General features: G+C 53.9%; 10 protein-coding genes. 8 read left to right on the top strand and 2 right to left on the bottom strand.

The genetic code is table 11. From position 1 onward, the window contains the following. Window positions 1–262 precede the first annotated feature (262 nt). Window positions 263–3,169 carry an RNA polymerase-associated protein RapA gene (rapA, locus tag M1D91_RS03530; RefSeq protein ID WP_437431148.1) on the top strand — a complete coding sequence of 969 codons (2,907 nt, stop codon included), beginning with the start codon at window positions 263–265 and terminating at the stop codon, window positions 3,167–3,169. Window positions 3,170–3,180: 11 nt separating this feature from the next. After that, window positions 3,181–3,840 carry a bifunctional tRNA pseudouridine(32) synthase/23S rRNA pseudouridine(746) synthase RluA gene (gene rluA / locus M1D91_RS03525; protein ID WP_437431147.1) on the top strand — a complete coding sequence of 220 codons (660 nt, stop codon included), beginning with the start codon at window positions 3,181–3,183 and terminating at the stop codon, window positions 3,838–3,840. A 133-nt stretch (window positions 3,841–3,973) separates the two neighbouring features. Here rluA and djlA read toward each other — a convergent pair whose 3' ends face one another. Continuing rightward, window positions 3,974–4,786, bottom strand: coding sequence for a co-chaperone DjlA (djlA, locus tag M1D91_RS03520; RefSeq protein WP_437431146.1), 813 nt, complete (start codon window positions 4,784–4,786; stop codon window positions 3,974–3,976). A gap of 197 nt (window positions 4,787–4,983) precedes the next feature. Here djlA and lptD point away from each other — a divergent pair, with 197 nt between their 5' ends. The 6 genes from lptD to apaH are packed head-to-tail and all read left to right on the top strand — an operon-like array spanning window position 4,984 to window position 11,754. Further along, the gene (gene lptD / locus M1D91_RS03515) at window positions 4,984–7,377 is read left to right on the top strand and encodes an LPS assembly protein LptD (RefSeq protein ID WP_437431145.1); all 2,394 of its coding nucleotides are present in this window, start codon (window positions 4,984–4,986) and stop codon (window positions 7,375–7,377) included. Window positions 7,378–7,430: 53 nt separating this feature from the next. Then, on the top strand, window positions 7,431–8,717 hold the full coding sequence (gene surA, locus M1D91_RS03510) for a peptidylprolyl isomerase SurA (protein WP_437431144.1): 1,287 nt from the start codon (window positions 7,431–7,433) through the stop codon (window positions 8,715–8,717). After that, window positions 8,717–9,703, top strand: a complete 987-nt coding sequence (pdxA, locus tag M1D91_RS03505; RefSeq protein ID WP_437431143.1) for a 4-hydroxythreonine-4-phosphate dehydrogenase PdxA — start codon at window positions 8,717–8,719, stop codon at window positions 9,701–9,703. Before surA ends, pdxA begins: the two co-directional genes overlap by 1 nt. Then, window positions 9,700–10,521, top strand: coding sequence for a 16S rRNA (adenine(1518)-N(6)/adenine(1519)-N(6))-dimethyltransferase RsmA (rsmA, locus tag M1D91_RS03500; RefSeq protein ID WP_437431142.1), 822 nt, complete (start codon window positions 9,700–9,702; stop codon window positions 10,519–10,521). The genes pdxA and rsmA overlap by 4 nt, the downstream gene beginning before the upstream one ends. Window positions 10,522–10,524: 3 nt before the next feature. Further along, window positions 10,525–10,902 carry a Co2+/Mg2+ efflux protein ApaG gene (gene apaG, locus M1D91_RS03495; RefSeq protein ID WP_437431141.1) on the top strand — a complete coding sequence of 126 codons (378 nt, stop codon included), beginning with the start codon at window positions 10,525–10,527 and terminating at the stop codon, window positions 10,900–10,902. A gap of 3 nt (window positions 10,903–10,905) precedes the next feature. Further along, the gene (gene apaH / locus M1D91_RS03490; RefSeq protein ID WP_437431140.1) at window positions 10,906–11,754 is read left to right on the top strand and encodes a bis(5'-nucleosyl)-tetraphosphatase (symmetrical) ApaH; all 849 of its coding nucleotides are present in this window, start codon (window positions 10,906–10,908) and stop codon (window positions 11,752–11,754) included. Between the two features lie 87 nt (window positions 11,755–11,841). On the opposite strand, the gene folA is transcribed toward apaH, so the two are convergent. Then, the gene (folA, locus tag M1D91_RS03485; protein WP_437431139.1) at window positions 11,842–12,321 is read right to left on the bottom strand and encodes a type 3 dihydrofolate reductase; all 480 of its coding nucleotides are present in this window, start codon (window positions 12,319–12,321) and stop codon (window positions 11,842–11,844) included. Window positions 12,322–12,406 lie beyond the last annotated feature (85 nt).

The raw sequence follows: 12,406 nt of genomic DNA, 5'->3' as shown, positions 1-12,406 counted from the left end.
CCCTGATGACGTTGGATGTCAGGTTGCATTGCGACGACCACTGAGCACATCCCCATCAACAGAGTACACATTATGGTGGTGGTATCTGACGTCAGCCAACAAAGAGGCAACATGAAAGACAACGGGTATAAGGAGTAGTGACGAAATCATTGCCATCCAGTACCATAGCGCCCTTTCTATTCCTGGCCCCAACATTAGACGCCCGCCTGCCTGTCAGACGGTGACGAACTATTGCCTGCAATTTAAGATATAGAGTCCATTTATGCCTTTTAAACTTGGTCAACGCTGGATCAGCGACACGGAAAGCGAACTCGGACTTGGAACCGTCGTTGCGATGGATGCGCGAACTGTCACATTGCTTTTCCCCGCGACCGGAGAAAACCGTCTTTACGCACGCAGTGACTCCCCCGTCACGCGTGTGATGTTTAATCCTGGCGATACGGTGACCAGCCACGAAGGCTGGCAGATGAGCATCGACGAAGTTAAAGAAGAAAACGGCCTGCTCGCCTATATCGGTACCCGTTTAGACACGGAAGAAGCGAACACGATGCTGCGCGAGGTGATGCTCGACAGCAAACTGGTGTTCAGCAAACCGCAGGACCGGCTTTTTGCGGGTCAGATTGACCGTATGGATCGCTTTTCCCTGCGTTACCGCGCACGTAAATACCAGAGCGAACAGTACCGCATGCCGTGGAGCGGCCTGCGCGGGCAGCGCACCAGCCTGATCCCTCATCAGTTGCACATTGCACACGATGTGGGCCGTCGCTACGCCCCCCGCGTCCTGCTGGCTGATGAAGTGGGCCTGGGTAAAACGATTGAAGCCGGGATGATTCTGCATCAGCAACTGCTGTCCGGGGCTGCTGAACGTGTGCTGATTGTCCTGCCGGAAACCCTTCAGCATCAGTGGCTGGTAGAGATGCTGCGCCGCTTCAACCTGCGCTTTGCGCTGTTTGATGATGAACGTTATGCCGAAGCGCAGCACGATGCGGATAACCCGTTTGAGACCGAACAGCTGGTCATCTGCTCCCTCGATTTCGTTCGCCGTAACAAGCAGCGTCTCGAACACCTTTGTGACGCAGAATGGGACCTGATGGTGGTCGACGAAGCGCATCACCTTGTCTGGAGCGAAGAGGCGCCAAGCCGTGAGTACATGGCTATTGAGCAGCTGGCCGAACGCGTACCTGGCATTTTGCTGCTGACCGCCACGCCGGAACAGCTGGGGCTGGAGAGCCACTTTGCCCGTCTGCGCCTGCTGGACCCAAATCGTTTTCACGATTTCGCTCAGTTTGTGGATGAACAACAGAATTACCGCCCGGTTGCCGATGCCGTAGCACTCCTGCTGGAAGGTAAACGCCTGAGTGATGCCGACCTCAATATGCTGAGCGACCTGATTGGCGAGCAGGATATTGAACCTCTTTTGCAGACCGCGAACAGCGATAAAGAGGGTGCTGATGCAGCACGTCAGGAGCTGATTTCAATGCTTATGGACCGCCACGGCACCAGCCGCGTGCTGTTCCGTAATACCCGTAACGGTGTGAAAGGCTTCCCGAAACGAGAGCTGCACACCATTAAGTTGCCGCTCCCCACCCAGTATCAGACCGCCATCAAGGTTTCGGGCATCATGGGGGCGCGCAAAAGCCAGGAAGATCGCGCTCGTGACATGCTTTACCCGGAGCAGATCTATCAGGAATTTGAAGGCGACACCGGCACCTGGTGGAACTTCGATCCGCGCGTTGAGTGGTTGATGGGTTACCTCACAAGCCACCGCTCGCAAAAAGTGTTGGTCATCTGTGCCAAAGCGGCCACCGCGCTGCAACTGGAGCAGGTTTTACGTGAACGCGAAGGTATCCGCGCAGCGGTGTTCCATGAAGGCATGTCGATCATTGAACGTGACCGCGCAGCCGCGTGGTTTGGTGAAGAAGACAGTGGTGCTCAGGTTCTGCTGTGTTCCGAGATTGGCTCGGAAGGACGTAACTTCCAGTTTGCCAGCCACCTGGTGATGTTCGATCTGCCGTTTAACCCGGATCTGCTGGAACAGCGTATCGGCCGTCTGGATCGTATTGGTCAGGCGCACGATATCCAGATTCACGTTCCGTATCTGGAGAAAACTGCGCAGTCGGTGCTGGTGCGCTGGTATCACGAAGGGCTGGATGCCTTTGAACATACCTGCCCCACCGGTCGTGCCATCTACGATCAGGTTCATACCCGCCTTATTGGGTACCTGGCCTCCCCCGAAGAGACCGAGGGCTTTGATGAACTGATCACTACCTGTCGCGAACAGCACGATGCCCTGAAAGCGCAGCTTGAGCAAGGCCGCGATCGCCTGCTGGAAATTCACTCCAACGGAGGTGCAAACGCCCAGGCACTGGCCGAGAGTATTGCAGAGCAGGACGACGACACGGGACTCATCAGCTTCGCGATGAACCTGTTTGATATCGTCGGGATCAACCAGGACGATCGCGGCGAGAATATGATCGTGCTGACGCCGTCAGATCATATGCTGGTGCCGGATTTCCCTGGCCTGCCGGAAGATGGCTGCACCATCACCTTTGATCGCGACGTCGCGCTGTCTCGTGAAGATGCGCAGTTCATTACCTGGGAGCATCCGCTTATCCGTAACGGTCTGGATCTTATCCTCTCAGGCGATACGGGCAGTAGCACGATTTCACTGCTGAAGAACAAAGCACTGCCTGTTGGCACCCTGCTGCTTGAACTTATCTATGTGGTGGAAGCCCAGGCTCCGAAGCAGCTGCAGTTGACGCGCTTCCTGCCGCCGACGCCGATTCGTCTGCTGGTAGATAAAAATGGAACCAACCTTGCAGGTCAGGTGGAGTTTGAAAGCTTTAACCGCCAGCTCAGTGCGGTGAACCGCCATACCGGCAGCAAACTGGTCAATGCGGTGCATCAGGATGTGCATACCATTCTGCAAAAAGGCGAAGCGCAGGTGGAGAAAGCGGCCCTGGCCCTGATTGAAGGCGCGAAAACCGAAGCCGACGAGAAGCTCTCCGCAGAACTCTCTCGCCTTGAAGCACTGCGTGCAGTGAACCCGAACATTCGTGATGATGAGCTTGCTGCCATTGAGAGTAACCGTCAGCAGGTGCTGGAAAGCCTGTCGCAGGCTGGCTGGCGTCTGGATGCGTTACGTCTTATCGTCGTGACGCATCAGTAACGGAGAAGGCTATGTTGATGGAGCCCTACCATCCGCCTCAGGAGCCCTGGCTGGTCATCCTTTATCAGGATGAACACATTATGGTGGTCAACAAGCCGAGCGGCTTGTTGTCCGTGCCGGGGCGTCTTGATGAGCACAAAGACAGCGTGATGACACGTGTTCAGCGCGATTTTCCGCAGGCCGAGTCCGTGCATCGTCTGGATATGGCGACAAGCGGGGTCATTGTGGTGGCGCTGACCAAAGCTGCCGAGCGTGAGCTTAAGCGCCAGTTCCGCGACCGCGAGCCGAAAAAGCACTATGTCGCACGCGTCTGGGGCCATCTGGAAAAAGAAGAAGGTCTGGTGGATTTACCGCTGATTTGCGACTGGCCGAATCGCCCGAAGCAGAAGGTGTGTTACGAAACCGGTAAAAAAGCGCAGACGGAATATGAGGTACTGGAGCGTGCATCTGACAACACCACGCGGGTGCGCCTGAAGCCCATTACCGGGCGTTCCCACCAGTTGCGTGTTCACATGCTGGCACTGGGTCACCCGATTCTGGGTGACCGCTTTTACGCGACACCAGAGGCGCTGGCAATGGCGCCACGCCTGTTACTGCATGCGGAAAGCTTAACCATCACCCACCCCGCGTTTGGCAACAGCATGACGTTCAAAGCACCGGTGGATTTTTAGTTTCGGGTCTCGTTTTTGCCCTTACCCTGACCCTCTTCTCAAAGGGGCGGGGGGCAGATTGTGCGGACTGGAACGGCGATTTTCTCCCTCTCCCTGAGGGAGAGGGTCGGCATGAGGATGAAAAACTGCAGACTTACTTAAACCCTTTTTGCTCTTTAATCAGCTCGTAAGCCTTCTGAATGTCCTGCGCTTTCTGCTTCGCCATCTCCATCATCTCTGGCGGTAAACCTTTCGCCACCAGCTTATCAGGATGGTGTTCGCTCATCTGTTTGCGATAGGCGCGCTTAACGGTCGCGGCATCGTCAGTGGTTTTGACCCCCAGCACATTGCAGGCATCTTCCAGCGTCGGGCCGCGTTGCGCCTGCTGCCAGCCGCCGCCTGCCTGTTGCTGATAGCCACCACCAAACTGGGCGCCGCCCTGCATCATTCTCAGGAACTGATCGAACTGGGTGCGTGAAATACCCAACTCTTCGGCGATGACATACAGCACTTCACGCTCGTTCGGGTGCAGCGAACCATCAGCAAATGCCGCCTGAATCTGAATTTCCAGAAACATCCGGATCAGGTCGAAGCGGCCAAAGCAAACGCTGCGAAACTGACGCATTTTTTCACGTAACGGGTAGTTATCCGCTTTGCCGACGCGAAAGGCCTGTTGTGCCGCGGTACGGGAATCCCCGTGAAGATTCATCCGGTCCATGAACAGGCTGGCTACCTGGATATCTGCCTGAGTAACATGCCCTTTTGATTTGGTCAGATGCCCCATCACCTCGAAGGTGGTGGCGAAAAAGAGCGACTGGCGTTCACGCTGATTGGCAAACCACGCCATTTTACGGCTGCGTGCCTTATCAAACATATGACCGACTAAAAGCCCAAGGACCGCGCCCCAAAAGCCTCCGCCCATAATCAGAGCGATGACCAAACCCGCCACTTTTCCCCAATACTGCATATACTCCCCAAATCGTCATGCCGTCGGCTAAAATTTGCTTTATCATACCCGTCATTCTATGCCGTGCACAGGTACACTCTTCTCTGACCTGGCTCGAAAACGGGCAGGATTAAAACTAGCGCAGCGAAGATGAGTACGTTAGTCTCTGACCGTTTGCCAGCGTAAAGCCACAGATGACGGAACAACAAATACAACGTATGAAAAAACGTATTCCCACCCTCCTGGCCACCATGATTGGTACTGCCCTATACAGTCAACAGGGGCTGACGGCCAGTCTCGCCTCGCAATGTATGCTTGGCGTACCCAGCTATAATCGACCTCTGGTTGAAGGCGATACCAATAATCTGCCTGTTACCATTAATGCTGATAACGCGAAAGGGAACTACCCTGACGATGCCGTTTTTTCCGGCAATGTCGATATCAATCAGGGAAACAGCCGTTTACGCTCCGATGAGGTACAACTTCATCAGCAGCAAGCTGATGGCCAGGCTGCGCCAGTGCGCACGGTGGATGCACTGGGTAATGTGCACTACGACGATAACCAGGTCATCCTGAAAGGTCCGAAAGCCTGGGCGAATCTGAATACGAAAGACACCAACGTCTGGGAAGGCGATTATCAGATGGTGGGCCGACAGGGCCGGGGCACAGCCGATCTGATGAAACAGCGTGGTGCAAACCGCTATACCATTCTGGATAACGGAACCTTCACCTCCTGTCTGCCAGGTTCCGACACCTGGAGCGTGGTCGGGAGTGAGGTCATTCATGACCGTGAAGAGCAAGTCGCTGAAATCTGGAACGCGCGCTTCAAACTAGGCCCGGTGCCGATTTTCTATAGCCCCTATCTGCAACTACCGGTAGGCGATAAACGCCGTTCAGGCTTCCTTATCCCGAACGCCAAATACAGTACCAATAACTCTTTTGAGTTCTACCTGCCCTATTACTGGAACATCGCCCCTAACTTCGATGCCACCATTACGCCGCATTACATCGCTAAACGCGGGAATATTCAGTGGCAAAACGAATTTCGTTACCTGACGCAGGCAGGCAGCGGGCTGGTAGAATTTGATTATCTGCCCTCTGATGATGTCTATCAGGATGACCACCCGACCGAAGGCGATCGTCATCGCTGGTTATTCTTCTGGAACCATTTTGGCGTAATGGATCAGGTGTGGCGTTTCAACGTGGATTACACCAAAGTCAGCGATCCCAGTTATTTCAATGATTTTTCATCGAAATATGGCTCCAGTACTGATGGTTATGCCACGCAAAAATTCAGTCTTGGTTACGCCATTGATAACTTTGACGCAACGGTATCGACCAAACAGTTCCAGGTCTTCGATCGTACCAACAGCAATTCTTACTCAGCTGAACCGCAGCTGGATGTGAATTACTATAAAAACGACCTCGGGCCGTTCGATGCACGGATCTATGGTCAGGCCGTGCACTTCACCAATACCAACTCGAGCCGCCCGGAAGCGACACGTTTACATATTGAGCCAACGCTAAACCTGCCTTTATCGAATTCGTGGAGCAGTTTAGACACTGAAGTCAAACTTCTTGCGACCCACTATCAGCAGGATAATCTGGACGATTATCGCAATTATGCTCAGCAGCAGTACAATGCGAATCCGTCAGGCAATGAACGGTTACTCAGTTCTGCCAACAAATTAAAAGACTCGGTCAACCGGACCCTGCCACAGTTCAAAGTTGACGGTAAGCTTATCTTTGAACGGGATATGTCCCTGGCCGACGGCTACACCCAGACGCTTGAGCCACGTGCGCAGTACCTGTACGTGCCTTACCGCGACCAGAGCAGTATCAACAACTACGACTCCTCGCTGCTGCAGTCCGACTTCAGTGGCTTGTTCCGTGACCGCGTATATGGCGGTCTGGACCGCATCGCATCCGCGAACCAGGTCACCTCCGGCGTCACATCCCGCATTTATGATGATGCTTCCGTTGAACGTTTTAACGTTTCTGTTGGTCAAATCTACTATTTCACTGAGTCTCGCACCGGCGATGACAATATCAACTGGGAGAAAGACAGCAAAACGGGCTCTCTGGTGTGGGCAGGCGATACTTACTGGCGCATTTCCGATCGCTGGGGCTTACGTGGTGGTGTGCAATACGACACACGTCTGGACAATGTAGCCAACAGCACCGCCGCCGTTGAGTATCGCCGCGATGAAGACCGTCTGGTACAGCTAAGCTATCGCTATGCCAGCCCGGAATACATTCAGGCTACCTTGCCCAACTACGCCACAACAGAACAGTATAAAGACGGAATTTCACAAGTGGGTGTGGTTGCAAGCTGGCCGGTCGTCGACCGCTGGTCTGTCGTCGGCGCTTACTATTACGACACCAATACGAGCAAACCTGCTGACCAGATGCTGGGTCTGCAATATAACTCCTGCTGTTATGCCCTTCGCGTTGGCTATGAACGCAAGATCAACGGCTGGGAAAATAACCAAAGCAAGTATGACAACGTCATCGGTTTCAACATTGAGTTGCGCGGTTTGAGTTCGAATTACGGTTTGGGCACGCAGCAGATGCTGCGGTCTAACATTCTGCCGTACCGTAGCTCTTTATGATGTAGTTGATTTGCCACGTAATCCGCATTGCGGTTAATTGAAATGGAAAAGGTATGAAGAACTGGAAAACGCTGCTTCTCGGTATCGCTATGGTCGCGAATACCAGTTTCGCTGCACCACAGGTTGTTGATAAAGTCGCCGCCGTCGTCAATAACGGTGTGGTGCTCGAAAGCGACGTTGATGGTTTGATGCAATCCGTAAAACTCAACGCAGGTCAGGCTGGTCAGCAGTTACCTGATGACGCCACCCTGCGCCATCAGATTCTGGAACGTCTGATTACGGATCAAATCATTCTGCAAATGGCGACCAAAATGGGCGTCAAAGTCACCGATGAACAACTGGATGAGGCTATCGCTAACATCGCGAAACAGAACAACATGTCTCTGGATCAGATGCGTAGCCGCCTGGCCTACGATGGTGTGAATTACAGCACTTACCGTGCGCAGATTCGTAAAGAGATGATTATCTCCGAAGTACGTAATAACGAGGTGCGTCGTCGCATTACCGTTCTGCCACAGGAAGTCGATGCCCTCGCGCAGCAGGTTGGCAATCAAAACGATGCCAGCACCGAGCTGAACCTGAGCCACATTCTGATTCCGCTGCCGGAAAATCCAAGCTCTGAGCAGGTAAACGAAGCTGGACGCCAGGCGACGTCGATTGTTGAAGAAGCGCGTAACGGCGGTGATTTCGGCAAACTGGCTATTACCTACTCCGCCGATCAACAGGCGCTGAAAGGTGGCCAGATGGGCTGGGGACGCATTCAGGAGCTGCCGTCTATTTTCGCTCAGGCGCTGAGCACGGCGAAAAAAGGCGATGTCATTGGCCCGATTCGTTCCGGTGTGGGTTTCCACATTCTGAAAGTGAACGACCTGCGTGGTCAGAGCAAAAGTATCTCCGTTACCGAAGTTCATGCACGTCATATTCTGCTGAAACCGTCGCCGATCATGAGCGATGACCAGGCGCGTGCAAAACTGGAACAAATTGCAGCTGACATCAAGAGCGGCAAAACCACCTTCGCAGCGGCGGCAAAAGAGTTTTCTCAGGATCCAGGTTCAGCGAACCAGGGAGGCGATTTGGGCTGGGCGGCGTCTGATATCTACGATCCTGCCTTCCGTGATGCCCTGATGAAACTGAATCGCGGCCAGTTGAGCGCACCGGTACACTCCTCTTTCGGCTGGCACTTAATTGAGCTGATCGATACCCGCAACGTCGACAAAACCGACGCGGCGCAAAAAGATCGTGCATACCGTATGCTGATGAACCGTAAGTTCTCTGAAGAAGCGGCTACCTGGATGCAGGAACAGCGTGCCAGCGCCTATGTTAAGGTCCTGAGCAATTAATGCCGGTACATCGCGTTGTTATCACTCCCGGCGAACCTGCCGGGATTGGCCCTGATTTAGTCGTCCAGCTCGCCCAGCGTGACTGGCCGGTCGAACTGGTGGTCTGCGCGGATGCCGAATTACTGACCGGGCGAGCCTGTTTGCTCGGTCTGCCGCTCACCCTGCGCGAATATGCTCCATCCCTGCCCGCCGTTGCTCAGCAAGCGGGCAGTTTGACGTTACTGCCTGTTGAACTTAAAGCACCGGTCGTGCCAGGCCTGCTCAATGTCGAGAATGGCCCGTATGTGGTCGACACCCTGGCCCGGGCCTGCGACGGATGTCTGAACGGTGAATTTGCCGCACTGATCACCGGCCCCGTGCATAAAGGTGTGATTAACGATTCAGGCACACCGTTTACCGGACACACCGAGTTTTTTGAAGAACGCTCTCAGGTCAACAAAGTCGTGATGATGCTGGCAACGGAAGCAATGCGTGTCGCGCTGGCAACTACTCATTTACCGATTAAAGCTGTTCCTGAGGCCATTACTGCAGATGTGCTCCGCGATGTGATCACCATTCTTCACACCGATTTGCAGCAAAAATTTGGTATTCGTCAGCCCCATATTCTGGTGTGTGGACTCAATCCGCATGCGGGTGAAGGCGGGCATATGGGAACAGAAGAGATAGAGACTATCATCCCGGTGCTTAATGAGATGCGTGCAACGGGCATGAATCTTAGCGGGCCGCTTCCGGCTGATACGCTGTTTCAGCCAAAGTATCTGGACAACGCCGACGCGGTACTCGCCATGTACCACGATCAGGGCCTGCCCGTGCTAAAATACCAGGGCTTTGGCCGGGGCGTGAATATCACCCTCGGTTTACCCTTTATTCGTACCTCTGTAGACCACGGCACCGCGCTCGAACTGGCGGGTCAGGGGAAAGCAGACGTCGGCAGTTTTATTACGGCGCTTAATCTCGCCATTACCATGATTGTTAATACTCAATGAATAATAGAGTCCACCAGGGCCACTTAGCCCGTAAACGCTTCGGGCAAAACTTCCTCAACGATCAGTTCGTGATCGACAGTATTGTCTCTGCCATTAATCCGCAGAAAGGTCAGGCCATGGTCGAAATCGGCCCGGGCCTGGCGGCACTGACGGAACCCGTCGGAGAACGACTGGACGAACTGACCGTCATCGAGCTGGATCGCGATCTGGCTGCTCGTCTGCAAACGCACCCGTTCCTGGGGCCAAAGTTGACGATTTATCAACAAGATGCGATGACCATGAACTTCGGCGAGCTGTCGGAAAAGCGGGGCCAGCCACTGCGCGTGTTTGGCAACCTGCCCTACAACATCTCCACCCCGCTGATGTTCCATCTTTTTACCTATACTAATGCCATTGCCGACATGCACTTTATGTTGCAAAAAGAGGTCGTCAATCGCCTGGTTGCGGGGCCGAACAGTAAGGCGTATGGTCGATTAAGCGTTATGGCGCAGTACTACTGTAATATCATTCCAGTGCTTGAAGTACCGCCGACGGCCTTTACACCGCCGCCTAAAGTTGATTCTGCGGTGGTGCGTCTCGTTCCGCACACCACGATGCCGTACCCGGTAAAAGATATTCGTGTGCTGAGCAGAATCACCACGGAAGCCTTCAACCAGCGCCGTAAAACCATCCGCAACAGCCTCGGCAATCTCTTTACTGTTGAGGTATTGACTGAGCTGGGAATCGATCCGGCTAAACGTGCGGAAAATATCTCTGTAGCGCAGTATTGCCAGCTGGCGAATTACGTTTCTGAAAACGCGCCACCGAAGGAGAGTTAATTCATGATCAATTCGCCCCGAATCAGTGTCCAGGTACAAAGTGTCTACATTGAGTCTCAATCTTCACCTGAAGAAGAACGTTATGTATTCGCCTATACCATCACCCTTCGGAATTTGGGGCGAACCCCTGTCCAGTTGCTGAAGCGTTATTGGCTTATCACCAACGGGAATGGCCGTGAGACTGAGGTTCAGGGCGAAGGTGTGATTGGCGTTCAGCCGCACATTGAGCCGGGCGGAGAATATCAGTACACCAGTGGTGCCGTTATTGAAACACCAATGGGCACAATGCAGGGCCATTACGAGATGATCGATGCGCAAGGGAAGGCGTTCCGCGTCGCAATCCCGGTCTTCCGACTTGCCGTCCAAACACTGATCCACTAATTCATGGCTACTTATCTTATTGGCGACATTCACGGTTGCTACGATGAACTGATCGCATTACTGAATCAGGTACAGTTCGTGCCTGAGCAAGACACCCTGTGGCTGACCGGCGATCTCGTTGCACGCGGACCGGGTTCTCTGGACGTATTGCGCTACGTGAAATCCTTAGGCGACAGCGTTCGTCTGGTTCTCGGCAACCATGACCTGCACCTGCTGGCGGTGTATGCGGGTATCAGCCGCAACAAGCCAAAGGATCGGCTCACGCCTTTACTGGAAGCCGCAGATGCCGATGAGCTGATCAACTGGCTGCGTCGCCAGCCGCTGTTACAGGTCGATGAAGAGAAAAAGTTAGTCATGGCTCACGCCGGGATTACGCCACAGTGGACGCTGGACATTGCTCAGCAATGTGCACGCGATGTGGAAGCGATCCTCGCCAGCGACTCTTACCCCTTCTTCCTTGACGGCATGTACGGCGATTATCCCAATAGCTGGTCCAGTGAGCTAAGCGGCATGGCGCGCCTGCGTTTTATCAGTAACGCCTTTACTCGTATGCGCTACTGTTTCCCGAATGGCGAACTGGATATGTACTGCAAAGACATTCCTGAACATGCGCCCGCCCCGTTGAAACCCTGGTTCACCATTCCCGGTCCGGTGTCACAGGAGTACAACATTGTGTTTGGTCACTGGGCATCGCTGGAAGGAAAAGGGACGCCGGAAGGGATATATGCGTTAGATACCGGCTGTTGCTGGGGTGGCGACCTGACCTGTCTGCGCTGGGAAGATAAAAGCTGGTTCGTGCAACCATCGAATCGCCAGATAGATCCCGAGGAAGGCGAAGCGGTTGCCTCATAACCCGTGTCGTTAGCCTAATAAAAAAGCCTGACAGGCCAGTGCCGTCAGGCTTTTTACTATCGCTTTCGCAGGCTTTATGCCCGGAGATCAGCGACGTTCCAGAATCTCGAAGCAGTAGCTGTGTGAGTTCTGTTCATCCGCATCATTAAACTCGCTGAACACAGACTCCCAGTCATCGGGATCGTAATCCGGGAAATGGGTATCGCCCTCCACTTCCGCGTCAATGTGCGTCAGGTAGAGTTTCTGCGCTTTTGGCAGGAACTGCTCATAAACGCGACCACCACCAATCACCATGATCTCCTGCGCATCGCCACAGGCCGCAATCGCCTCGTCAACCGAGGAGACCCACTGCACACGATCGTCAGTGCCGGGTTTACTACTTATCACAATATTCTTGCGACCTGGCAGCGGGCGTCCGATCGACTCCCACGTCAGGCGGCCCATCACGACAGGTTTATTGAGCGTATTACGCTTAAACCAGGCGAGATCGGCGGGTAAATTCCATGGCATGGCATTTTCCATGCCGATCACGCGATCCACTGCTAGCGCCGCAATCAGACTGATCATTGATAATTTCCTGGATGCAAAAAAATTGTCGCCACTATACGGAAAGCACATTCTTTCGTCGACTGGCGGCAGGGTAAAGAATGCG

This window comes from Enterobacter sp. SA197, assembly GCF_054131575.1.
The sequence above is the reverse complement of the archived record's forward strand: the minus strand, read 5'-3'. Positions and strand labels throughout refer to the sequence as shown.

What these genes read in the sequence shown, in the direction of transcription:
- apaH (WP_437431140.1), top strand. Translation starts at nt 10,906, where the DNA reads ATGGCTACTTATCTTATTGGCGACATTCACGGTTGCTACGATGAACTG.
- folA (WP_437431139.1), bottom strand. Translation starts at nt 12,321, where the DNA reads ATGATCAGTCTGATTGCGGCGCTAGCAGTGGATCGCGTGATCGGCATG.
- lptD (WP_437431145.1), top strand. Translation starts at nt 4,984, where the DNA reads ATGAAAAAACGTATTCCCACCCTCCTGGCCACCATGATTGGTACTGCC.
- rapA (WP_437431148.1), top strand. Translation starts at nt 263, where the DNA reads ATGCCTTTTAAACTTGGTCAACGCTGGATCAGCGACACGGAAAGCGAA.
- pdxA (WP_437431143.1), top strand. Translation starts at nt 8,717, where the DNA reads ATGCCGGTACATCGCGTTGTTATCACTCCCGGCGAACCTGCCGGGATT.
- djlA (WP_437431146.1), bottom strand. Translation starts at nt 4,786, where the DNA reads ATGCAGTATTGGGGAAAAGTGGCGGGTTTGGTCATCGCTCTGATTATG.
- rsmA (WP_437431142.1), top strand. Translation starts at nt 9,700, where the DNA reads ATGAATAATAGAGTCCACCAGGGCCACTTAGCCCGTAAACGCTTCGGG.
- surA (WP_437431144.1), top strand. Translation starts at nt 7,431, where the DNA reads ATGAAGAACTGGAAAACGCTGCTTCTCGGTATCGCTATGGTCGCGAAT.
- apaG (WP_437431141.1), top strand. Translation starts at nt 10,525, where the DNA reads ATGATCAATTCGCCCCGAATCAGTGTCCAGGTACAAAGTGTCTACATT.
- rluA (WP_437431147.1), top strand. Translation starts at nt 3,181, where the DNA reads ATGTTGATGGAGCCCTACCATCCGCCTCAGGAGCCCTGGCTGGTCATC.